A 23,746-nucleotide genomic window follows, 5' to 3' on the forward strand; every position below is an offset into this window, starting at 1 on the left:
GATTTAAAAGATAAAAGGCATGATGAGGAAAGTCATGATCAGGCCACCAACAAAGAAACCGATTACGGCTACTAGTGATGGTACTTGCAGATTCGAAAGCCCGGATATGGCGTGACCAGAAGTACAACCGCCTGCATAACGAGATCCAAAACCGACTAATAAACCACCGATGAGTAAAATAGCCAGCGTTTTTAAATCTTTCATTGCTTCCAGTGAAAACAGGCCGGTTGGATTTAACCCACCATCGAACTTAATGCCCAATTGATTTAAATCGGAGATTGTGGCGGATGATAATTTTACGGGAGATGGACTGCTAAGGTAATTTGTAGCAACAAATCCACCTATTACCGAGCCGATAAGGAACATGAGGTTCCAGGTCTGGTCTTTCCATTTAAAATCAAAAAATTTTACTTTCCTGCCTGCTCCGGCTATGCTGCACATCGTTCGCAGGTTTGATGAAAAGCCAAAGGACTTTCCGAAAAAAAGTAGGATGAGCATAATGAGTACGATCATGCTGCCCGAGAAATACCAAGGCCAGGGTTGTTTAATAAAATCAATCATGTTTTTTTAAATGAAATGTTAATATGGGTGTTTTTGTTGTTGTTAAAAGGTAATGCCTGTGGCGGTTTGAGCAAGTAAGTGCTGAATCATTTTAGCAAACTGCCATCCCGAAGAAATCCGGCCGGCAGCGTTGAATAGATCAATATTTCTTGAATATATTTCTTCATTTTGGCCAGGTACCGATACCTCCAACCAGGTTGAATGCTTCCACCCCAAGTTTTCTCATCTCCGATACCGCTGAGGAGGAACGCTTTCCACTTCTGCAATAGAGGAAATACCGCTTGGCCTTATCCAGCTTTGCAAGTTCTAAAGAAAAGGCAGAACCCAGGAAATCGATATATATGGCTGAAGGAAGCGCGCCTGGGGCATATTCAGGCTTTGTCCTTACATCTAAGAGGACTGCGTCACTGCTTTTTGTAAATTCGTTTTTGAAGTGGTAGCCATCGAGGTTGTACGCACCTTTTGAAAAAAAACTGCTGATCATTTGAAGTAGTTTATTCATTGTATTTATTCGTTTCTTATTGCTCTGTATTTTTTTTAAAGCTGCAGAACAGAAAATCCTGCGTGCTTTGCATTGGGGTAGTGTGCTCTTGCGGCCTGCACTCTATTTCGGTAAACCCTTCTCTAAATATCTCGCGCAGCGTTCTTTCACTGTATCTTGAAACGGGCAGGCCACTGCATTTTTCTGGTCCGGTGAGCGAAAAAGTCGCCATGACCAAGTATTCTCCGGTAAACTGACCTGCCGTGTTTGCATAACTATGGATTTCCTCTGATGAATGAAGGAAATGAAAAGTGGCCCGGTCATGCCAGACTGCATAACTTCTTTGCGGCACAAAATCCCTGATGTCTGTCTCGATCCAGTGTATCCTGCCAGACAGTTCTCCAAGCCTTGCCTTTGCCTTTTCCAATGCCCGGGAAGATATATCCACTACGGTAATATCGCTGTAGCCTTCCTGAAGCAAAAAATCCACAAGCAGACTGTCTCCCCCGCCAATATCGATTATCGGAGCAGATTTATCCAGATTGAACCCCGTTATCATCTCCATTGAAACTGTGGGGTAGACCTGCGTCCAGCTGACCTGGTCAGGACTTTTTTCTAAATACACCTTTTCCCAGTGCGATTTTTTCTCATTTTTCATATCCCTTTTATATTAAGGTACTTGGACATACAAATGCTGTAGTCGGAATACATCCGTTTTCCTGTATGGCCTTAAAACCACCAGCCACATCGATGAGGTTGTGGTACCCGCGTGAGCGCATGATGGAATTGAAAATAACAGAACGGTAACCACCTGCACAGTGAACAAAGTAGGTCTTGGTTTTATCGACGGTGCCGAGGTTTTCGTTGATATAATCCAGTGGAAGGTTGACAGCACCCTCGACATGCTCGCTTAAGTATTCCTTTGTTTTTCTGACGTCCAGAATATTTACCTCCGCTTTTTTGCCGATTTCGGCCAGCCGGGCTACACAAACCGATTTTATCTCGTCGGTTTCCTGACCAGCTTTTTTCCAGGCAACGACGCCGCCATCTAGGTAACCTACTGCACCATCAAATCCTACTCTTGATAAACGGGTGAGCACTTCTTCAATTCTACCCTCATCTGTAATAAGTAAAATAGGATGTTTAATGTCCGGGATTAAAGTTCCTACCCAGGGGGCGAAATTTCCATCGATGCCAATATTTACCGAGTTTGGGAGAAAGCCTTTTATAAAATCCTCTGGAGCTCTTGTGTCGAGAATTACCGCTCCTGTTTCATTTGCAACCCGCTCAAAAGCATCGGGGTTAAGGGCTTGCATGCCTCGTTCTATCACTTTGTTAAAACTATCATATCCATGGATGTTCATCATGACGTTTTCAGGAAAATATGCAGGAGGCGGTAAAAGACCATCAGTAACCTCTTTAATGAATTCGTCTTTGGACATGCCTGCCCTTAGCGCATAATTGGTCTTCTTTTGATTTCCCAAAAGATCGGTGGTCTCTTTGCTCATATTTTTTCCGCATGCGCTACCCGCACCATGTGCAGGATAAACCATAATATCATCGCTTAAAGGCATGATCTTATTGCGTAAAGAATCAAAGAGATAACCTGCTAGCATCTCACTTGTAAGCTCACTGACCGGTTTCTGTGCCAGATCGGGTCTTCCCACATCGCCTATAAAAAGCGTATCGCCGGAGAACAGTGCTATTTCCTTTCCTTGCTCATCGCTAACCAGGAAACAGGTGCTTTCCATGGTATGTCCTGGGGTGTGCAACACTTTAATCTTTGCCCCACCAAGTCGCAACACTTCTCCGTCTTTCGCACCGTAAAAATCAAAGTCGGGTTTTGCATTCGGCCCGTAAACGATTTCTGCGCCGCTTTCTTTAGCCAGATCAATGTGTCCGGATACAAAATCGGCATGGAAATGTGTTTCGAGCACGTATTTTATTTTTGCGTTGTTCTTCCGTGCACGTTCCATATACGGACTAACCTCTCGAAGCGGATCGATAATGGCCGCCTCTCCGTTGCTTTCTATATAATAGGCACCTTGTGCCAGACATCCGGTGTAAATTTGTTCTATAATCATGATGATTAAATTAGTATGTCAAAATTAATCCTTAACGATATGGTCGTTGGTGACTTTTGTCACACAAGGAGTTTGTTTCTGAAGGTTACTTAAATATTACCTCTTTTAGAATGATGTAGCAACCCATAACCAGTACAAACCACCCGAAACCTTTCTTCAGTTTTCCTCCATCTATTTTTTTGTTTATCATTCCACCTACCACGATACCGGCAATGGCAACGGTAGTAATTTTGGCGAGAAAGATCCAGTCGATATGGAAATGTCCAAGATCGCCGGTGAAACCGATGAGCGAATTAAGCGCTATGATGAAAAGTGAAGTACCTACGGCCTCTTTCATGGGTAAGCCCACTAAAATAACAAGTGTAGGAATAAGTAGAAAGCCACCACCAGCACCCAAAAAACCAGTAGCGAGGCCGATGGCAATGCCGTATAAAAACAGTTTACCGATGTGAAGTGGGGGTTTTTCTATTCGGGTGCTGCTTTCTGCTCTTGCACCTTTAATCATCGCTGTTGCAGCCGCTACCATCAAAACTGCAAAGAGTACCATCATGAGCATGTTTTCTGTTAACTCAAAATCGCCGATTTTTATTATTATCTTGGGTATAAGGGGGATAATGAATTTGCGGGTTAAGAATACAGTTGAGATGGATGCACTACCAAACAGCAAAGCTGTTTTAATATTCACCAGCCCACGCTTAAAATTCCCGACTGTACCTGCTAAACTTGTAGAGCCAACGATGAACAATGAATAAGAAGTAGCCAATAGCGGATTAACCCCAAATAGGTAAACCAGTACCGGCATGGTGAGGATAGAACCGCCACCGCCGATCAATCCAAGCGAAATTCCAATTAAGGCAGATGCAACGTATGCAATGATTTCCATTTCTGTTATTTTTTAACAAAAATCGAGTTATCATCTACCAATGTTGGTGACTTTTGTCACACTCATTATATTTTCAAGAAGTGATGCCTTTCGCAGTAAAAATAACTTTATTCTTTTTATGGGCTTAGGCTAAATATTCGATGTAATTACGGTACATCTTAATTTCTCCTGCCTGCTCCATTTTCTTAAGCAGCCTTGAAATTACTTCCCGGGAGGTGTTCAAATCAGATGCAATTTCACTGTGGGTAAGGTGCAGTTCTTTTGTGTTTAAATCTCCAGCTTGCTTTTTCAGGTAAAAGGCCAGCCGCTCATCCATTGCCTTAAAGGCGATATTATCGATGACAAAGAGGAGTTCTTCAAAGCGCATACGGTATGTTTCAATGACAAAGTAATACCATGTTCTGTAATCCCGCATCAGCTTATCCATCAGGGCAATCGGAATCATGAGTACCTTGGTCTGTTCAATGGCCTTTGCCATTACCTGACTGGTTTCCTGTTTGGTTGCGCATATCATGGAAAGTGCACACGCATTTCCTGGCTGGAGATAATACATAAAGAATTCCTGTCCATCTTCTCCCTCCCTGTAGAGCTTTACCATGCCTTCTACGATAAGCACCGTGGAGCGCATATTCTGCCCAGTTTGCATGAGCATATCACCTCCCTGAAAATCCCTAAGCGTCGCATTCTCGATAAGGATGGTCTTAAGGGCAGGTTCAAACTGGGGAAAAAGTCTTTCGATGTATTCCGCAATGGTCATATCTTTCATTTTAGCTGTTTTGGATTTTAAAGATAACTATACTGCAGGCCTGCGCCAAAATTCTTTAAAATATTGGAATACATTTTTTGGATATAGAATAAAGGGTATAATAAATTTACAAAGAAACTCTCTATGGTTCCCTAATTAAAACATGCAGCGCGTTTTTTCCAAAGTAAACCTAACACTTCGTCCAGGGATAAAGCTGACAAAAATCACATATTGTTTTTTATTTTTTATCCCTTGTTAATCTTTATGTTTTTTGATCGACCCGGAAAGAAATAGCCCGATCAGTGCGACTTTTTAAAGGTACCACCATAACTATGAATCGTAACAATGAGGTCATAATTAGCTTCTGAGGCGTGGCTTACTAGTCTTTGGGCATTTAATTTATATATTGAATTAAAGTGGCTCAAACGCTTGCTGGCTTAAGACTTATTGTTATCCAAATAGGATCAGTGGGGATCTGCTTTTTAAAGGGTCCCCACTTTATGGACTACTTGGGGCAATTTCCTGATGGCGGCTAATATATTTTTTTACGTTGCGGTTTTTCAGTTTCTGCCTATGTTCCCAACCCTGACCCATCTTATTGAATACCTATTTGGAATATATATTCCGCTTCCCGTTCAGACTTTCGGTTTCTTTGTGGCCCTGGCATTTATTTCTGGTTACCTGCTGTTTTCTGCTGAGCTTAAAAGAAAGGAGGCTGCAGGACATATAGCACCTGTTGAGATTATTATACAGCCTAAGAAGGAGATTTTGTTATGGGAATGGATAACCAATGGATTTTTAGGTTTTCTTATCGGGTATAAACTGGTTTATGCTGCAGGGAACTATGCTGCTTTTGCTGCTGAACCCGGACAAATCATCCTCTCTCCAAGGGGAAGCTTACCGGGAGGGTTGCTGCTTTGCGCAATTCTTCTTTTTACCGTCTACCTTAAAAAACGCAGGCTTTCTCTGTCGGACCATAGGCCGGTTCATATTTTAAGGCACCCTTACCAGATTATGCCTGAGCTGATCACCTGGGCTGCCCTGTTCCAGGCCATTATCAAGATCGACAGAAATTCACTGGCCAGCTTAGAGTTAAATCAACCGGTTAAGATTACCCTGCCGGATCTGCCAGGTAAAACGTTATATGGGAAAGTAGATTTTATTGAACCTACCCTTCAGCAAGGTGACAAAACGGTTAGCGCAAGGGTTTATCTGGACAATATGGAACATCAGCTGAAGGTAAACAGTCTAATCAATGCCTCAATAGAGACGGGAAAATCCAAAGGGCTTTGGATACCGAGGTCTGCTCTGCAGGATCTTGGGCAGACAAAAATAATCTGGCTAAAAAAAGGCAGCTTATACTATGCACATAGTGTAAATATTGGGACTTTCAAAGGGAACGAAATACAGATAACAAGAGGCCTTTCCGCAACCGATACCCTGGCAGTAGATGCAGGGTATTTAACAGACAGTGAGAGTTTCATCAAAACAAAGGGTCATGAATAACATAAAAAGAATTAACCTGAAAAGGATCTGTGCCTTACTGATTATTGTGCTTTCAGTAAGTATATTTAACAGCTGCAAACAAAAAGCAGAGCCGGCGGCAAAAGCAAAAAGCAAATTTTACTATACCTGTTCCATGCATCCACAGATACATGAAGACCATCCCGGCAACTGTCCGATCTGTGGCATGAAACTGATCAAGGTCGAACTTACTGGATCAGGAAATTCTGCCACGGAAAAAATAACATTGACAGCAAGCCAGATTCAGTTGGCAGGCATAACAGTTGATACGGTAAGGGAAGAAAATACAGGGGGCGAAAAACTTCTGACCGGAACAGTTGCCACGGACGAAAGTAAGGCGGAAGAGATCAGTGCAAGAGTGGCCGGACGCATACAGCGTTTATTTGTTAGGTCCGTTGGAGAAAAAATAACAATAGGTCAGGCAGTGTATTCCATTTATAGCGAAGACCTGTTATCAGCCGAAAAAGAATACCTTTTGGCCAGGCAGCAGCAGAAGGTATTAAATAATCCTGACGTCGATTATGAGGCCATGATCAAGACAGTAGAGCACAAGTTATTGTTATGGGGCCTGAACTCCGCCCAGATCATAAATCTTTCTTCTTTGTCCAAAACTTCGGCCACTGTTACCATATACAGCAAGGTTAACGGAACGGTAAGCGACATAGCCATCCACGAGGGTGATTACGTAACTGAAGGGATGGCTATATTAAAAACGCAAGGGTTAGCCAATCTATGGATAGAGGCGCAGTTATATGCCGGCGAAAGCGGAAACTATAAGGAAAATGACATGGTGAATGTCTCTTTTCCAGATCTGAACGGACAGGTTGTTAAAGGCAAGGTGGAATTTGTAAATCCTGAACTATCAGATGAATCTAAGGTTGTGCTCATCCGGATCGCAGTTCCAAATACGCAGGGGCTGATCAGGCCGGGGATGTTGGCATACATTTCCATTGGTAATGGAAAACAGAATGCTGTTGCTGTGCCCACATCTTCAATACTAGCAGGAGGTAAAGGCAATAAGGTATGGATCAAAAATCGTGATGGAAGTTTTTCTGGAAGAAAGGTCAATACCGGAGCAGGGAACGGGGGCTATGTGCAGGTATTGTCTGGCATTTCACTAGGTGAAATAGTGGTCACCAGTAGAGCCTACCTCTTGGAGAGTGAATCGATATTCAAAAATGGAGGGTAAGGTTATGATTTGGTGCGTCATATCTTATGGATAAATACCCATGGTAAGTAAAATTTGGCATAGTATGTAGCTTGATTGCGCTAATACTGTCTGGACCTTGGTGAAAAGCAAATCCAGCATTTGACAGGTCGGAGTCTGCGAAACGAAATTACTTTTCGAGGGGCCGAAAAATATTGAAACAAGTTCAATGTCAGAAATTTGAGGTGATTTTCTAATATAATTATATAAAAGATATGGGAAATTATATAAATTTAATTTTGCATCTTTATATAGATTTGTAGTCTGATGAAAACCAAAGCCATCTTTCTTTTAGTGATTTTTCTGCTCAACACTGTTGTTGGCCTTGCCTGTGCAGTTGGAATGGAAAGAGATAATCATGGAGAAAGTGATGTACATGTTTCCTCTAAAAAGAATAATCACAAACATGATCATCAGCATAAAGGTGCACATGTGCATAAACACAGTGCTTCAAATGGACCGAATCTTTCAAAAGAAGATCCCTGTTGCAAGACTCTGGTCAACGACCTTGTGGTTCAGGGGAAGCTTGTTCCCCAAAGCGTTAAAAACCAGGTTATCCTACCTGTTCTATTGCTTCCAGATTATAATTACAACTTTTTAATTCCTTCTGTCAAACTGGCTCTCAAAAAGAGCGTTTACGCCGGACAGCGGGAGCGGCCACCCAACAGGGACATCCGGATTTCCATCAATAGCTTTCAGATATAAGATTTCACCAAGAATTACCAATAGAGCCCGTGTTACATTGACATGGTGCCTGGCTTTCGCGCGGCCAAAACTCCTGCGGAAAGAGTGTAAACATTTAATCTTAAAATCATGAAAAAAATATTTTTTCTGGTTGCCCTATTGGCAATCGTTTTCACTGGCCGCGTCCTTGCGCAAAATAGCCAGACACAGTCACTTTTAACTTCTTATTACGATATCAAAAATGCATTGATAAATGCAGATGCGACAGTCGCCGCCTCAAAAGCCACTGAGTTTTCCAGAGCGCTGGGCAGCATGGACATGAAGTCAATGCCAGAAGCCGATATGAATATATTTATAGGTTTACAGGATAAGCTTGCCTTTGATGCCAAGCACATATCGGAGAGTAAGGATATTGCCCATCAGAGAGAATATTTCGCAACTTTTTCTGCCAATCTTTTTAAACTGGCAAAAGCCGTTAAACTCACCAAAGCGCCTGTTTATTATACCTATTGTCCATTGAAAAAGAGCTATTGGCTTTCTGATAACGCTGGTATCAAAAACCCTTATTTCGGTAAGCAGATGCTGACCTGTGGTGCAGTAAAGGAGACTATCAAATAATTCATATTGTTATTGAGCGGACATTTAGCATTGTGATGTTTTGGTCCGTTCAATATAGCTGTATGCATATATTCTACATACAGCTCGAAATAATTTATTCAAGATATATCAAAAACAATGAAAACATTAATATATAGCCTTCTGGGCCCACTATTTTTCCTTGCCGCCTGTACAAATGGCAAAAATGAAAAGCAAGATTCCGCTGTTGCGGATTCCACGACCAAAAATGTTTCTAGGGAAACCAATAATGTAAAAAAATCCCAAACGGCTGCGCTTTTATCCGGCTATCTGAAACTGAAAAATGCCCTGACCACGGACGATGATAAACAAGCTGCCGCCGCAGGCAGTGAAATGGTCGCAGCGTTCGCCAGTTTTGATGAAAAATCATTGACTTCGGAGCAGGCCAGGGCATATAGCGATATTCGGGATGATGCCAAAGAGCACGCAGAGCATATCGGTTCCAATGCAGGCAATATTGCCCATCAACGTGAGCATTTCGATATGCTGAGCAAAGACATGTACGATATGATCAAGCTCCTTGGCACTGACAAGCCCCTGTATGTGGACCGTTGTCCCATGTACAACAATAACAAGGGTGCAATCTGGGTGAGTGAGATAAAGGAGATCAAAAACCCTTACCTTGGAAAAACGATGCCCACCTGTGGCACTGTCAAAGAAGAACTGAAATAGCACAAAAATGACGGGCATAAAAAAAACCTTTCTTGGGCTATTAGTTATCTTCATGCTTATGCAGATCTTACAGCCTGCACGCAATAAAAGCGCGCAGGCTATGCCTCAGGATATATCCACACTTGTTCCTATGCCTGATGATGTGCAGGGGATACTTAAAAAATCATGTTATGACTGTCACAGCAACAACACGGAATATCCATGGTATGCCTATGTTCAGCCGCTTCACTGGTACCTTAACAGTCACATACGATCGGGAAAAGAGGAGCTGAACTTTAATGAATTTGCCGGCTATACCTTGCGGAGGCGTCAGAACAAACTGCGGGCCATAGAAAATAGCTTAAAAGATGGTACAATGCCGCTTTCCTCTTATAGCCTGATCCACAGAAATGCAATATTAGATCCAAGGGAAAAGTCGATACTCATAAAGTGGGTACAGAATTCAAGGGATAGTTTGAACAGAAAGAATCTCACTGCTCTTTAAATTAACAAAGAAATGAAAAATATATTAACAGTCTTTTTATTGATAATTTATTCTGTGGTTTCCGCCCAGGATATGAAGGGAATGAAAACGGACAAGAACGGCAGTGCTGGTCAGTCCAGGGTAATCTATACCTGTGTGATGCACCCGGAAATACAATCGGAAAAACCCGGTAACTGTCCAAAGTGCGGAATGAAGCTTATCCTGCAGAAAGGTAAAGTGGATAAGGCAAAGACAGCTGATCCGGGCAAAAAGAAGCAAGGTACAAAAAAGGGAGCTATGGAAGGCATGAAAATGCTGGCAGAAAAATTGGAAAGTAAGCCAAAAGAGGAATCAGTAACCTATACCTGCCCAATGCACCCTGAGATCCATGACTCCAAACCTGGCAACTGTCCCAAATGCGGGATGAAGCTAATCAGGGAAAAGCCCAGGTCAGCGCCTGAACAGAATGGGGGAACAAAGGAAAGTTCCAAAAAGAGTGAGGATATGGGGGATATGGCGGGCATGGCAATGGATGATAACAGTTCTGACATGGAAAATATCAAAACTGCAAAGGCCAATTTGGGCCCGATTAAGACCGTTGCGAATAAATTTCCACCACGTACCGTGCGTTATGATCTTTACATAGCCGATACAACGGTAAATTATGGGAGAAAATCAAAGCGGGCAATTGCGGTAAACGGTCAGATCCCCATGCCCACACTGACCTTTACGCAGGGCGATACCGCCCTGATCTACGTGCACAATAATCTCGACGAGGAAACCGCGCTGCACTGGCACGGACTTTTTCTTCCGAACAAGATGGATGGTGTTCCTTTTCTGACCCAAATGCCGATCAAACCGCACACTACCTACATCTATAAGTTTCCCATCGTCCAACATGGAACGCACTGGTACCACAGCCACAGCGGCCTTCAGGAACAGATAGGTATGTATGGGGCATTTATCATGAACAAACGTACGGAGTGGGATATTCCAACCCTTCCAGTAGTCATTAGCGAATGGACAGATATGAAGCCCGAGGAGGTTCATAGAAGCCTGAAAAATGCCAACGACTGGTTTGCCATCAAAAAAGGGACTACCCAGAGTTATGCAGAAGCGATCAGGACCGGACATTTTAAAACAAAGGTAGCCAATGAATGGAAGCGCATGAATGCCATGGATGTGAGCGATGTTTATTATGAAGCCTTTCTCATCAATGGGAAAAATCAGAACGAACAGCCGCAGTTCAAGGCTGGGGACAAGGTAAGGCTGCGTATTGCAAACGGTGGAGCCTCAGATTATTTCTGGCTTAAATATGCAGGGGGCAAGATTACCGTTGTCGCTACCGATGGAAATGATGTGGAGCCTGTAGAGGTCGACAGGCTGATTATAGCGGTTTCCGAAACCTATGATGTAGTGGTCACGATTCCGGAAAATAAGAGCTATGAATTTTTGGTCACTCCTGAAGACCGTACGGGATCAGCATCACTATGGCTGGGCAAGGGAGAAAAGGTCCATGCAGAGAAAATGCCCAAACTGAAGTATTTTGCCGGAATGAAAATGATGAACGATATGATGGATATGAGCGGCAATATGGTACAGATGGAAGGCATGAAGATGCAGAACCAGATCATGGATATGAATACGGTGATGTACCCGGAGGTAACCGGTGAAGAAAATTCAAAAACAGAGAAAAAAATGAAGGGGATGCCTGGTATGCAGATGTCTGGTGACAAGAGCATGGCAGGGATGAATATGGAGGCAGAAACCGCCGATATCGTTACTCTGAACTATAATATGCTTCGAGATCCAAAGAAAACAACCCTGCCAAAAGGCCCATGGAAGGAACTTAAGTTTGACCTTACAGGAAATATGAACCGTTACGTCTGGACGCTGGATAACAAAACCGTTTCTGAAAGCGATAAGATACTGATAAAAAAGGGCGAAAATGTTAGGATAATCCTTTACAACAACAGTATGATGCGCCATCCTATGCACCTTCATGGCCATGACTTCAGGGTAATTAACCGGCAGGGAGAATATGCCCCGATGAAGAACATTATCGACATCATGCCCATGGAGCGGGATACCCTTGAATTTGCAGCAACAGAGCCAGGAGGCGACTGGTTCTTCCACTGCCATATTCTCTATCACATGATGAGCGGTATGGGAAGGGTATTCAGTTATGAGAATTCTCCGCCTAATCCCGAAATCCCGGACCCCAAGCTGGCACAGCGAAAACTTTTCAGTGATGACAGGGCATTTCATCCAATGGCACGCATCGGAATCGAAACCAATGGCAGCGACGGAGAGATTATGCTCGCCAATACCCGTTACCGCTTTACCACTGAATGGCGGATTGGGTTTGACAAGGAAATGGGCTATGAAAGTGAAAGTCATTTTGGAAGATATATCGGGAGAAACCAATGGCTATTGCCCTATATCGGATGGGATTTTAGAAAAAGAACGGTTGATCCCTTGGACAAGAATGTTTTCGGGCAATCACTTTCGCCGGGAAACAACCTTTTCGGGCAGGGAAATACCAAAAATTTCAGGCAGGTATTTCATTTGGGAGTTCAATATACCCTACCACTGCTGATCGTTGCAGATGCTTCCCTCGATCACAAGGGGAATGTCAGGTTTCAGCTGATGAGGGAAGATATCCCCGTTTCCAAAAGACTGCGCTTCCAGTTTATGGTCAATACCGATAAGGAATATATGGCCGGATTCAGGTACATCGTTACTAAGTATTTTGGGCTTTCAACACATTATGACAGTGATATGGGCTATGGCGCCGGATTGACATTAAGCTATTAACAAATCAAAAACATGGAACACACCTATAAAATAACCGGAATGAGCTGTCAGGGCTGCCGGAGCAAAGTCGAAAATGTGCTGAATGCGATTGATGGCGTTTCTGCACAGGTGACCCTTGAACCTGCTGAAGCCGTCATAACTATGCAAGAACATATCCCGACGGAAAAGCTGCAGGAGGCTCTTTCTGCCGCCGGACATTACGGTATTGAAATGGCAGTTCAGGGAAAACATGTTCTAAAATCTTCAGAACATCCTAATCATGATCATTCAACCCATGAGCAAAGTCCCAAGGTTGAAAATGATGATAAAAATGAAGCGGGAGGCCTGTTTTATTGTCCTATGCACTGTCAAGGTCAGAAGACTTATGATAAGCCAAGTCATTGCCCTGTATGCGGGATGGACCTGGTAAAACAGCCTGCCAAGAAACAGGCATCTCAATTTACCTGCCCCATGCATCCCGAGATTATCAGGGACAAACCAGGATCATGTCCGCTCTGCGGAATGGACCTGGTACCTACAGGGACAAACCTTGAAGAAGAAGATAAAACTTATGAAACCCTGCTCAAAAAGTTCAAGATTGCAGCAGGTTTTACCATACCCATTTTTGTTATTGCCATGACGGAAATGATTCCCAGCAATCCTTTGTTTGATCTAATGGAACTTAAATACTGGAACTGGGTTCAGTTTTTTCTTTCTATTCCGGTGGTCTTTTATGCAACCTGGATGTTCTTTCAGCGTGCATGGCAATCCATCATTACCTGGAAACTGAACATGTTTACACTGATTGGGATTGGTGCCGGGGTATCCTGGGGCTTCAGTATTGTCGCCCTTCTATTCCCCGGAGTTTTTCCTGATCAGTTTAAAACACATCACGGCACCGTTTTCGTTTATTTTGAGGCGGCAACCGTGATTCTTACGCTGGTACTGCTCGGTCAGCTTTTGGAAGCCCGGGCGCATGGCAAAACCAACAGCGCCATTAAGGAGCTGTTGAAGCTGGCACCTAATTCAGCAACAAAAGTGGTCGGGGATAAGGAAATATCAGTATCTATTGATGATATTCAGAAAGGAGATCTGCTGAGGGTAAAGCCTGGTGAAAAAATTCCGGTGGATGGTAGTATTAAGAACGGGGAAGCTGTAATTGATGAATCCATGATCACAGGAGAACCCCTTCCTGTTGAGAAAAAGATAGGGGATAAAATCAGTTCAGGAACCATCAATGGTAAAAAGACCTTTGTCATGCTTGCCGAAAAGGTAGGCTCAGAAACACTGCTTTCCCAGATCATCGAAATGGTCAATTCCGCCAGCCGCTCAAAAGCGCCCATCCAAAAGATGGCCGATAAAATTTCAGGTTATTTCGTGCCTGTTGTGGTATTGATTTCTATTGTAACGTTCGTGGTATGGGCAGTATACGGCCCCGATCCGGCCTATGTTTATGCTTTTGTAAATGCAATCGCGGTATTGATTATTGCATGCCCATGTGCGCTAGGCCTGGCTACCCCAATGTCGGTAATGGTGGGAGTAGGGAAGGGCGCTCAGTCTGGTATACTGATCAAAAATGCGGAATCTCTTGAGAAAATGAATGCTATTGATGTAGTGGTCATCGATAAAACTGGTACGGTTACAGAGGGAAAGCCCTCGGTTGAAAGTGTGGTTAGCGTAGATAAGGGCTTTACCGAAAAACAGATCCTGGAGAAAATTGTGGCTTTGAACAGCAGCAGCGAACATCCATTGGCACAGGCAACTTTGCGTTATGGGGAGGAAAACGAAATATCCGTTAAGGCTATATCCGACTTTGAGGCCGTTACCGGGAAGGGCGTAACAGGCAGTCTGAATGGGGAAAGACTGGCTTTGGGGAACCAAAAACTGATGGAGCATGTTAAAGCGGCGATTGATCCTAGTCTGTCCGAGCAGGTTAGTGCCGCTCAAAGGCAGGGCAAGACGGTTTCTTATTTGGCCGTTGGAAATAAAGCAGTGGGGTTTGTTGTGATTTCGGATAAGATCAAGCATTCCAGCACAGCTGCTATTCTAAAGCTCCAGCAGGAAGGCATCAAGGTAATCATGTTTACCGGAGACAATGAGGATACAGCGAGGGCAGTAAGCGCAACTTTAAATCTGGATGGGTTCAAAGCTCAGATGTTGCCTGAAGATAAGCTGAATGAAATAAAAAAACTACAGGCCGAAGGCAAAAAGGTAGCCATGGCAGGTGACGGCATCAATGATGCCCCTGCACTTTCCCAGGCTGATATCGGGATTGCCATGGGCACGGGAACAGACGTTGCTATCCAGAGTGCCTCGATTACATTGGTGAAGGGGGATTTAAACGGGATCGCAAAAGCAAGGTTGTTGAGCCATAAAGTAATGGGCAATATCAAAGGAAACCTGTTTTTTGCCCTGGGATACAATGTATTGGGGATTCCGATAGCGGCTGGTATTTTATATCCGTTTTTTGGAGTTTTACTTTCTCCCATGATAGCTGCACTCGCGATGAGTTTTAGCTCGGTTTCCGTTATTTTGAATTCCCTGAGATTGAGAAATGCCAAAATCGACTGATATTTTTTTAGTAGAGGAAAAAGGCAGATGCTGTTACCGATGGCCGTTGCGTGAGGATAACAGGGGATATTTGAAAACGCTTCCGGCGCATATCAGGTTAGAATATAAACTGAGCGGTGAAAAACTAAATCTTGTTTTCGCGCACGGCAGTACCAGTAGTATAGATGAATACATACTGATAGACACAGATGCAGACTATGTTTTGGAAATGCTTAAAGAAGCTGATGCAGATCTGCTTTTTGTGGTGCACTTCCACAAGCCGTATCACAGAATTTGGAAACCCCATATTGAAAGTTCAAACATGTGATCAACCTGGGATCCCTCGGAAAGCCTAACGACGGTGACCCAAGGGGTTGTTACCTTATGTTCACTTAAATGCAGGCTGTTCTACAACCGATGCAAATAGTATTGAAATTGAATTCAAGCGTGTCGAGCACGACGTGGAAGCATCCCCCACAGCTATCATAAACAGTCCCCCTGTCCGGTGAGTTTGCTGATGCCTTGAAGCTTGCGAAATAACCCCAATCAATTGGACAGTCAAATTTGAGGGTGCCAGGCTCTTATTCTTCATTTACAGATCTTGCAATCTATTATATCACATAACAACAACACAGAGTATTAGTAAATTTTATACTTTTACACCGTGAAATTCATTGCCCTGGTTTTATCTCTCATCGTATATACGCTAACCGCGGTACCATGCTGCGCTTTAGCGCGAGAAGATAGCCATGTACTGAAAACCGATAAAGCGGAAAAACATGCTTGCAGTGAACATAACGATAATTGTTGCAAAGGCTGTTCACCGTTTTATGTCTGTGGTACCTGTATCGGCTTTACCATCACTACACGGACAACGATCGTTTTTGCGGCCCAGCTTTTACCTGTACAGCATAATACGGCTTACATCCCACTTCAGCTACAGGCCATTTCAATTTCTATCTGGCAGCCGCCCAAACTTTCGTAGTTTATTTTTCCCTCGTCCTAACCGGACATATTTATCGAAATCATTATTTAAAGATCATTATGAAAAGAACGATTGTGGTTTTGGCTATACTGTTGTTTACAGTTACCGCCTTTGCCCAAAATAGATATAAAGCCGTCATCAAAGACGCAAAGACAAACCAAGTACTTCCAGGAGCTACGTTAAAAGTTCTTGGAACGACCATTGGCGCTAAATCAGATAGTGCAGGTAATGCAAGTATTAATGGTATACCCTCAGGTAAACAGATCATTCAGTTTAGTTATGTAGGCTATCAGACCAAAACTGATACGCTGACCTTTCCCCTTGCTGAAACTAACGTTTTGACTATTTTACTTACTGCAGCTGAAGAAGACCAGGAACTAGAGGATGTAGTGATCTCAGCTACAAGGAGCAGCCGTACCATTGATAATATTCCTACACGGGTTGAGGTCATCGCCGGGGAAGAACTGGACGAAAAAGGTAATATGAAACCTGGCGACATCCGCATGATGCTGGCAGAAAGCACAGGCATCCAGACCCAGCAGACTTCTGCGACCAGCGGAAATTCCAGTATCCGCATACAGGGACTGGACGGAAAATATACCCAGATCATTAGGGACGGTTTTCCATTATACTCTGGTTTCTCGGGTGGATTGGGCCTGCTTCAGATTGCCCCATTGGATTTGCAGCAGGTAGAGGTGATCAAAGGTTCATCGTCCACCCTTTACGGAGGTGGAGCAATTGCTGGACTGGTGAACCTGGTTTCTAAAAAACCGACTGAAGCGCGTCAGCTTAATTTCCTTTTAAACGGTACTTCTGCTTTGGGACTGGATGCCAGTGGTTTTTATGGACAGAAATTTGATAAAATAGGTATCACGGTTTATGGTGCATACAACAAAGGGACTGCCTATGATCCTTCTGATATTGGCTTAACCGCTATCCCCAAGTTTGACCGTTTCACCCTGAACCCCAAACTATATTTTTATTTCAATGATGCGACTACGCTTTTGGCCGGAATCAACGCCACAACTGAAAAACGGATTGGCGGCGACCTGGAATATGTGAAGGGAAATGGCAGTGCTGCCCATTCTTATTTTGAGGAGAATAAAACCGGGCGTTACAGCTCTCAGGTTGAGTTGGATCATAGACTGAGCGAAAAGGAAAAGCTTGTTATCCGCAATTCGGTGAGCTATTACGACCGGAGTATTGGGTTGCCAAATTACCTTTTTTCAGGCGTTCAAGTGTCAACCTACAGTGAGGCCAATTATAGCCGTAACGGAGAAAAAGCAGACTGGGTGTTGGGGGTGAACTTTTTGACCGACAATTTTAAGGAAGACCAGAACAGTGACAATGCACTCAGAAGTTACAATTATAATACCATTGGGGCATTTGCACAGAACACCTGGAACATATCTAAAAAAATTAGTCTTGAATCAGGAGTAAGGGGAGATTACCACAATGAATACGGATTTTTCTTCTTACCAAGAATTTCCGGATTGTGGAAGATCAATGAACATTTTTCTACCCGATTAGGCGGTGGTCTGGGTTATAAGGCACCAACTGTATTTACCGAAGATGCTGAGCGGATCCAGTTCAGAAATGTAGCGCCTTTAGATGTGGCCAATACAAAGGCGGAACGCTCTTATGGCGCCAACTATGATGTTAACTATCGCACCTCATTGTTTGACGGAGCGGTTGGATTCAGCATCAATCAGATGTTTTTTTATACCCGTATCAATAACCCGATATTGCTGACTGCTGCTAATGGAGCCAACCTGACCTATGTTCAGCCTAAAGGTAATTTAGATACCAGGGGAATGGAAACAAATGCCAAAGTAACCTACGGTGATTTTAAACTTTTCATCGGTTATACATTAGCGGATGTGAACCAGCATACAGGAGGCACCAGCACAAATTATCCGCTGGTTTCAAAGCACAGGGTAAATAATGTATTGATGTATGAGCTTGAAGATAAATGGAAGATCGGTGCCGAAGCATACTATTTCAGCAAACAGAAGTTAAACGATGGTGCCACTGGTAAAAGCTATTGGACAGCTGGTCTGATGGCAGAAAAGCTTTGGGAACGGTTTTCAATTTTTGTGAATTTTGAGAATTTAACGGACACTAGGCAGACCAGCTTTGATTCGATCTATACAGGTAGCATTACTAGCCCTGTTTTCAGGGACATCTATGCGCCTGTAGATGGGTTTGTAGTAAACGGAGGGATAAAATTCAAACTTTAAACCTGTAGTAATCGACTTTTCTGGGTAGTGGATTCACATTTTAGCCGGGCCAGGGATTTGATGGCCAAAAAATCCCTGGCTGGCTGAATAATTGAAGCTTTCGGTGCGGTTAAAAGACATTTCCCATCAGAAGAGTCTATGCTGGCCGATAAGGTCTGTTAGTGGAAGATTCAGGCTTACCTCTGGACTTATCTCATCAATAAATGAAAACTTCCTTCCCTTTTTACCCAGATTATATGAAGTTTTTTGATTTGGGCAAAGAAGGTTTCCGTTTGGTTGTTCAAGTGGTGGAACTTTTGAATGATGGGTTGAAACCGGTAGGCTATGTTTATTTTTATTAAAAAGTATTAAATTTTTTCAAACTAGGACTAAAAAAAATTGTTCTTAAATAAATTTATATATTTGGTAAAATTTTGAAAGTGAAAATATCCAGTTTGTTTCTCTGCTTCATTATCGTAATACTCAGCTGCATTCCATGTGCTGACGTATTGGCTATGGGTAAGTTGCAGGGTGGACCATTCGCTGAAAAAAACATAACAACACATTCTACAGAAAAAGAACGCAATGATTTCTGTTCACCTTTCTGCGTTTGTTCGTGCTGTAACACTACTTCTGAAGTTATTTCTTCCACACCTCTTGTGGTAATCTCAAAACCGATAAGCTCAGAATATAATGAAGCTTACAGGGGTGAGGTTATCTCTCTACCATTATCTGTTTGGCAGCCGCCTAAATTAAGTTAAAAATCGATCTTCATTTCGATGCTGCGTTTTTGCCCGTGTAATCCTTACGAGGCTACGCTATGCATTGATCTGGCTTTTTTATTTTTTACTTAATTAAACAAATAATGCTGAAAAAAATTATTCAGTTTTCAATAGCGAACAAGCTTGTAATAGCCCTGTTCACCTTGGGGCTGATCGCATGGGGCGTATATTCCCTGAGACAACTTCCCATTGATGCCGTTCCCGATATCACCAATAATCAGGTTCAGGTCATAACCCTTAGCCCATCCCTTGCTACCCAGGAGGTGGAAAGACTTATTTCCTATCCCGTAGAACAGACCATGTCCACCATACCTGAAATAGAGCAGGTACGCTCCATTTCAAGGTTCGGACTATCGGTTGTAACCATCGTCTTCCAAGATGATGTTGACATCTACTGGGCCCGGCAACAGGTAAACGAAAAGCTTGCCGAGGCCAAGAATAACATCCCATCAGGACTAGGTAATCCGGAAATATCCCCCATATCAACAGGACTTGGGGAGATATACCAGTATGTGATCCATGCAAAGCCTGGATTCGAAAACAAATTCAATGCACGCGAGCTGCGCAGCATCCAGGACTGGATCGTAAGAAGACAGCTCCTTGGAACGCCGGGCATTGCGGAGGTCAACAGTTTCGGTGGCCTTTTAAAGCAGTATGAAATTGCGCTTGATCCCGATAAGCTTCGGAGCCTGAACCTGAGTATCAGCGATGTTTTCGCTGCCCTGGAACAGAATAACCAGAACACGGGCGGCGCCTATATAGACAAAAAGCCCAATGCCTATTTTATCAGGAGCGAGGGCCTGGTCGGCAATCTTGATGACATCAATAAGATCGTTGTCAAAAACAATGCAAACGGTATCCCGGTGCTTATACACGATATAGCTACCGTACAGATCGGCAGTTCGATCCGTTATGGTGCACTTACCCGTGCCACAAAGGATGGAGAAGGTGAAGCCGTTGGTGGTATCGTGATGATGCTAAAAGGCGCAAATGCCAATAACGTGGTAAAACAGGTAAAGGCCAAGATAGACAGAATCAGTAAAACTCTACCGAAGGGGGTAACCATTGAGCCGTTCTTAGATAGAAGTGCGCTTGTTGATCGTGCCATGGGTACAGTTGCCAAAAACCTGATCGAGGGCGCCCTGATTGTTATTTTTGTCCTGGTTCTCTTTCTTGGGAATTTTAGGGCCGGGCTGGTTGTTGCCTCAGTGATTCCGCTAGCTATGCTTTTTGCGATTTCCCTGATGAACCTTTTTGGCGTATCGGGAAACCTGATGAGTCTTGGCGCGATAGATTTCGGACTTATCGTCGATGGGGCCGTAATTATTGTGGAAGCCACAATGCACATCCTCTCTGGGAATAAGCTTGGCCGCGCTTATACACAGGCCGAAATGGATGAGCAGGTTGAAAAATCTGCCGTGCGGATGATGAGCGCTGCGGCATTTGGACAGATCATTATTCTGATCGTTTATCTTCCCATCCTTGCCCTTGTAGGTATTGAAGGCAAGATGTTCGGTCCTATGGCACAAACCGTTTCCTTTGCCATATTGGGAGCCTTTATTTTGTCCCTTACCTATGTTCCTATGGTTTCCTCGCTGTTCTTAAGCAAAAAAGTTGCCCACAAAAAGAATTTTTCAGATCGGATGATGGATTTTTTCCAGCGCCATTACACTCCAATGATCAAGGCTGCACTCAATAAAAGAATAATTGTTGTGGCATCATCGGTTGTTCTTCTGGCCATCAGTATTTTTATCTTTACCCGGATGGGGGGAGAATTCATTCCCACGTTGGAGGAAGGTGATTTTGCGGTAGAAACCAGGCTACTTACCGGCAGTTCCCTTACCCAGACTATTGATAAAGTAAATCAGGCTTCAAAAATCCTTGTAGAAAAATTTCCAGAGGTGAAAGAAGTAATTGGTAAGGTTGGTGCTGCCGAGATTCCTACCGATCCCATGCCAATGGAAGCATGTGATCTGACCATAATACTCAAAGATAAAAAAGACTGGACCACTACCCATGACAGGGAAGAACTGGCAGAGATGATGAGTAAGGCACTTGAAGAAGTTCCCGGCGTGAGCTTCGGTTTTTCACAACCAATCCAATTACGCTCAAATGAACTTATCTCGGGAGTTAGACAGGATATTGGGATCAAAGTTTTCGGAGATGACCTCGAATCCCTCACCAGTATATCCCAAAAGATCGGGAAAATTGTTTCGGGTGTAGAGGGCGCAAAAGATCTCTATCTGGAACAGGCAACCGGTCTGCCGCAGATAGTGGTAAAGATCAACCGTGACAGGATTGCACAATATGGATTGAGCATAGGAACGGTTAACCAGGCACTCAATACTGCTTTTGCAGGACAGTCTGCGGGGCTGGTATACGAGGGAGAGCAGCGTTACGATATCATTGTTCGCCTTTCCCAACAGAACCGCCAGGGTATTGATGATGTTAAAAATGTCTATGTGACTGCCCCGAACGGCAATCAGGTTCCCCTTGACCAACTTGCTGACATAGAGTTTAAGATCGGCCCTAACCAGATTCAACGTGAGGATACCAAACGGCGCATCATAGTGGGGCTGAATGTCCGTGGCCGTGATATCCAGAGTGTGGTAACAGAGATTGAGCAGAAAATAAACGAACAGATCAAAATGCCCGCAGGATATTACATTACCTATGGAGGGCAGTTCGAAAACTTAAAAGAGGCGACACAAAGGCTTTCTATTGCCGTTCCGGTTGCACTTTTACTGATATTGCTATTACTGTATTTCTCATTTGGATCTGTAAAACAGTCGATACTGATTTTTTCTGCTATTCCGATGGCCGCAATCGGGGGAATATTTGCATTAATCCTGAGGGGAATGCCTTTCAGCATTTCCGCCGGTGTTGGATTTATTGCATTATTCGGGGTAGCCGTGCTCAACGGAATCGTACTGATTACCGAATTCAACAGATTGAAAAAAATGGATAAATATAGTATAAGGGACATTGTCCTCAAGGGAACTGCTATCCGTCTGAGACCTGTACTGATGACCGCAACTGTAGCCTCTCTTGGGTTCCTTCCAATGGCAATATCCAGTGCAGCAGGCGCTGAGGTGCAGAAACCGTTAGCAACCGTAGTAATCGGGGGACTGATTACTTCCACCATATTAACCTTAATCGTACTTCCAGTGCTATATACTTATTTTGAAGGTTGGAAAAGCAAAAAAACTGCCCTTCCAACAACTGTAGTTACCCTAGCGGTGTTTTTTGGACTTTTCATTTTATCGGGACAGGCGCAGGCGCAGACCCTTCCCACCAAGGGTATGAGCCTTGAGCAGGCTTTGAGCACAGCATTGAGTAATAACCAGGCTTTGAAATCCTCAACCCTGCAGATTGGCAGGCAACAGGCGCTAAGGGGATCCTCAACAGATCTTGGAAAGACCAGCTTTGAGGTGCAGTACGGACAGATGAATACCATCAAACGCGACAATAACTTTTCGGCCTCTCAGAACATACCCTATCCGGGGCTGTTCAAAAGTCAGCGCAACTTGTATGATGCGCAGATCAGGGGAGCCGAAATCGGCCTTCAGGTAACACAAAGAGAACTTTCCTATCAGGTGAAAAGCGTTTACGCCCAGTTGGGCTATTTCATTGCCCTTCAAAAGCTTTACAAAAGCCAGGACAGTGTTTACAGTAACTTTCTGAAGGCCGCCTCATTGAGGTACCAGGCAGGAGAGACCAATCTGCTTGAAAAAACTACCGCCGAAACTCAGTATAATGAGGTTCGCAACCAGATGAGCAAGAACGAAGCTGATATCCTTGCTTATATCGCCGAACTTAAGCGTTTGCTGAATACCAGGGAACAGATCAGTATCATGAACGCGGACTTTGGCCAGGTAGTCTGGAATGTTAGCCAGGCTGATACCGTTACATCAGAAAATCCAATTCTTGCGCTGCAGGCCCAGCAGATAGATATTGCCGACAAGACGGTAAGGCTCGAGCGCTCACGCTCCGGCCCCGATTTCAGTATCGGCTATTTCAACCAGTCCATTATCGGAGCACAGAATGTTGGCGGTCAGGATCTTTATTTTAATGGAGGCAAACGTTTTCAGGGAGTTTCCGCCGGGATCTCCATACCGCTTTTCTTTAAGCCTTTCTCCTCAAGGATAAAAGCCGCAAAGATAGATAAGCAGGTAGCCGAAAGCGATTTTATCCTTTCCCAGACAGATCTTCGTGGAAGGTATGAGCAGGCCTTCCAGGACCTTCAGAAAAATTCCAGAAGTATCGCCTATTATAAGAACAGTGCCCTGCCGAATGCCAACCTGATCCTAAAGCAGTCCCAGATTGCATTTCAGGCAGGGGAGATCGGCTATGTAGAGTATCTGCAGGCCCTGCGTACCTACTCTGATATCCGCTTCAGCTATCTGGAGGCCATCAACCAATACAATCAATCAGTATACACATTACAGTACCTAAAAGGTCAATAACAATATAA

Annotated in this window: 19 protein-coding genes; 13 read left to right on the forward strand and 6 right to left on the reverse strand. The window is 43.7% G+C overall.

Features of this window, described 5'->3' with window-relative positions; all coding sequences use genetic code 11:
- Positions 1–3 precede the first annotated feature (3 nt).
- The 6 genes from R2S57_RS10630 to R2S57_RS10655 all read right to left on the reverse strand — a co-directional run bounded on the left by R2S57_RS10630 (position 4) and on the right by R2S57_RS10655 (position 4,766).
- Positions 4–561 (reverse strand): YeeE/YedE family protein, encoded by a 558-nt coding sequence (locus tag R2S57_RS10630; RefSeq protein WP_056095272.1) that lies wholly within the window; start codon positions 559–561, stop codon positions 4–6.
- Positions 562–724: 163 nt separating this feature from the next.
- On the reverse strand, positions 725–1,063 hold the full coding sequence (locus tag R2S57_RS10635; protein WP_197413310.1) for a rhodanese-like domain-containing protein: 339 nt from the start codon (positions 1,061–1,063) through the stop codon (positions 725–727).
- A gap of 16 nt (positions 1,064–1,079) precedes the next feature.
- On the reverse strand, positions 1,080–1,700 hold the full coding sequence (locus R2S57_RS10640) for a class I SAM-dependent methyltransferase (RefSeq protein WP_056095270.1): 621 nt from the start codon (positions 1,698–1,700) through the stop codon (positions 1,080–1,082).
- A 7-nt stretch (positions 1,701–1,707) separates the two neighbouring features.
- Complete coding sequence (locus R2S57_RS10645; protein WP_056095268.1) at positions 1,708–3,126, reverse strand: MBL fold metallo-hydrolase; 1,419 nt, start codon at positions 3,124–3,126, stop codon at positions 1,708–1,710.
- An 85-nt stretch (positions 3,127–3,211) separates the two neighbouring features.
- The gene (locus R2S57_RS10650) at positions 3,212–4,009 is read right to left on the reverse strand and encodes a sulfite exporter TauE/SafE family protein (RefSeq protein WP_056095265.1); all 798 of its coding nucleotides are present in this window, start codon (positions 4,007–4,009) and stop codon (positions 3,212–3,214) included.
- A 124-nt stretch (positions 4,010–4,133) separates the two neighbouring features.
- A complete protein-coding gene (locus R2S57_RS10655; RefSeq protein ID WP_056095462.1) occupies positions 4,134–4,766 on the reverse strand; it encodes a Crp/Fnr family transcriptional regulator in 633 nt (210 codons plus the stop codon).
- Positions 4,767–5,327: 561 nt separating this feature from the next.
- Here R2S57_RS10655 and R2S57_RS10660 point away from each other — a divergent pair.
- The 13 genes from R2S57_RS10660 (at position 5,328) to R2S57_RS10715 (ending at position 23,738) form a co-directional block, all read left to right on the forward strand.
- Complete coding sequence (locus tag R2S57_RS10660; protein WP_159435276.1) at positions 5,328–6,260, forward strand: efflux RND transporter periplasmic adaptor subunit; 933 nt, start codon at positions 5,328–5,330, stop codon at positions 6,258–6,260.
- The gene (locus tag R2S57_RS10665; protein WP_056095258.1) at positions 6,253–7,467 is read left to right on the forward strand and encodes an efflux RND transporter periplasmic adaptor subunit; all 1,215 of its coding nucleotides are present in this window, start codon (positions 6,253–6,255) and stop codon (positions 7,465–7,467) included. Before R2S57_RS10660 ends, R2S57_RS10665 begins: the two co-directional genes overlap by 8 nt.
- A 285-nt stretch (positions 7,468–7,752) precedes the next feature.
- Entirely contained in the window at positions 7,753–8,190 is a 438-nt protein-coding gene (locus R2S57_RS10670; RefSeq protein WP_056095255.1) for a hypothetical protein, read from the forward strand.
- A 108-nt stretch (positions 8,191–8,298) separates the two neighbouring features.
- Positions 8,299–8,787, forward strand: coding sequence for a DUF3347 domain-containing protein (locus tag R2S57_RS10675; protein WP_056095252.1), 489 nt, complete (start codon positions 8,299–8,301; stop codon positions 8,785–8,787).
- A gap of 117 nt (positions 8,788–8,904) precedes the next feature.
- Positions 8,905–9,477, forward strand: coding sequence for a DUF3347 domain-containing protein (locus R2S57_RS10680; RefSeq protein ID WP_056095249.1), 573 nt, complete (start codon positions 8,905–8,907; stop codon positions 9,475–9,477).
- Positions 9,478–9,484: 7 nt separating this feature from the next.
- The gene (locus tag R2S57_RS10685; RefSeq protein WP_056095245.1) at positions 9,485–9,961 is read left to right on the forward strand and encodes a heme-binding domain-containing protein; all 477 of its coding nucleotides are present in this window, start codon (positions 9,485–9,487) and stop codon (positions 9,959–9,961) included.
- A gap of 12 nt (positions 9,962–9,973) precedes the next feature.
- Entirely contained in the window at positions 9,974–12,757 is a 2,784-nt protein-coding gene (locus R2S57_RS10690) for a multicopper oxidase domain-containing protein (RefSeq protein WP_082489585.1), read from the forward strand.
- Positions 12,758–12,769: 12 nt separating this feature from the next.
- Positions 12,770–15,307 carry a heavy metal translocating P-type ATPase gene (locus R2S57_RS10695; protein ID WP_090985884.1) on the forward strand — a complete coding sequence of 846 codons (2,538 nt, stop codon included), beginning with the start codon at positions 12,770–12,772 and terminating at the stop codon, positions 15,305–15,307.
- A 70-nt stretch (positions 15,308–15,377) separates the two neighbouring features.
- Positions 15,378–15,614: a hypothetical protein gene (locus R2S57_RS10700; protein ID WP_139222307.1), complete on the forward strand. Its 237-nt coding sequence runs from the start codon at positions 15,378–15,380 to the stop codon at positions 15,612–15,614.
- A gap of 336 nt (positions 15,615–15,950) precedes the next feature.
- Entirely contained in the window at positions 15,951–16,271 is a 321-nt protein-coding gene (locus R2S57_RS10705; protein ID WP_056095236.1) for a DUF6660 family protein, read from the forward strand.
- Positions 16,272–16,330: 59 nt separating this feature from the next.
- Complete coding sequence (locus tag R2S57_RS10710; RefSeq protein ID WP_056095233.1) at positions 16,331–18,511, forward strand: TonB-dependent receptor; 2,181 nt, start codon at positions 16,331–16,333, stop codon at positions 18,509–18,511.
- Positions 18,512–18,930: 419 nt separating this feature from the next.
- Positions 18,931–19,251 (forward strand): DUF6660 family protein, encoded by a 321-nt coding sequence (locus tag R2S57_RS30520; RefSeq protein WP_410479073.1) that lies wholly within the window; start codon positions 18,931–18,933, stop codon positions 19,249–19,251.
- 104 nt (positions 19,252–19,355) lie between these two features.
- On the forward strand, positions 19,356–23,738 hold the full coding sequence (locus R2S57_RS10715) for a CusA/CzcA family heavy metal efflux RND transporter (protein WP_316844996.1): 4,383 nt from the start codon (positions 19,356–19,358) through the stop codon (positions 23,736–23,738).
- The last annotated feature ends 8 nt before the right edge of the window (positions 23,739–23,746 follow it).

The organism is Pedobacter psychrodurus (assembly GCF_032678585.1).
GTDB lineage: Bacteria > Bacteroidota > Bacteroidia > Sphingobacteriales > Sphingobacteriaceae > Pedobacter > Pedobacter psychrodurus_A.

Excerpts from the sequence above, each read along its gene's own strand:
- R2S57_RS10630 (WP_056095272.1), bottom strand. The coding sequence starts at position 561 with ATGATTGATTTTATTAAACAACCCTGGCCTTGGTATTTCTCGGGCAGC.
- R2S57_RS10635 (WP_197413310.1), bottom strand. The coding sequence starts at position 1,063 with ATGAATAAACTACTTCAAATGATCAGCAGTTTTTTTTCAAAAGGTGCG.
- R2S57_RS10640 (WP_056095270.1), bottom strand. The coding sequence starts at position 1,700 with ATGAAAAATGAGAAAAAATCGCACTGGGAAAAGGTGTATTTAGAAAAA.
- R2S57_RS10645 (WP_056095268.1), bottom strand. The coding sequence starts at position 3,126 with ATGATTATAGAACAAATTTACACCGGATGTCTGGCACAAGGTGCCTAT.
- R2S57_RS10650 (WP_056095265.1), bottom strand. The coding sequence starts at position 4,009 with ATGGAAATCATTGCATACGTTGCATCTGCCTTAATTGGAATTTCGCTT.
- R2S57_RS10655 (WP_056095462.1), bottom strand. The coding sequence starts at position 4,766 with ATGACCATTGCGGAATACATCGAAAGACTTTTTCCCCAGTTTGAACCT.
- R2S57_RS10660 (WP_159435276.1), top strand. The coding sequence starts at position 5,328 with ATGTTCCCAACCCTGACCCATCTTATTGAATACCTATTTGGAATATAT.
- R2S57_RS10665 (WP_056095258.1), top strand. The coding sequence starts at position 6,253 with ATGAATAACATAAAAAGAATTAACCTGAAAAGGATCTGTGCCTTACTG.
- R2S57_RS10670 (WP_056095255.1), top strand. The coding sequence starts at position 7,753 with ATGAAAACCAAAGCCATCTTTCTTTTAGTGATTTTTCTGCTCAACACT.
- R2S57_RS10675 (WP_056095252.1), top strand. The coding sequence starts at position 8,299 with ATGAAAAAAATATTTTTTCTGGTTGCCCTATTGGCAATCGTTTTCACT.
- R2S57_RS10680 (WP_056095249.1), top strand. The coding sequence starts at position 8,905 with ATGAAAACATTAATATATAGCCTTCTGGGCCCACTATTTTTCCTTGCC.
- R2S57_RS10685 (WP_056095245.1), top strand. The coding sequence starts at position 9,485 with ATGACGGGCATAAAAAAAACCTTTCTTGGGCTATTAGTTATCTTCATG.
- R2S57_RS10690 (WP_082489585.1), top strand. The coding sequence starts at position 9,974 with ATGAAAAATATATTAACAGTCTTTTTATTGATAATTTATTCTGTGGTT.
- R2S57_RS10695 (WP_090985884.1), top strand. The coding sequence starts at position 12,770 with ATGGAACACACCTATAAAATAACCGGAATGAGCTGTCAGGGCTGCCGG.
- R2S57_RS10710 (WP_056095233.1), top strand. The coding sequence starts at position 16,331 with ATGAAAAGAACGATTGTGGTTTTGGCTATACTGTTGTTTACAGTTACC.
- R2S57_RS10715 (WP_316844996.1), top strand. The coding sequence starts at position 19,356 with ATGCTGAAAAAAATTATTCAGTTTTCAATAGCGAACAAGCTTGTAATA.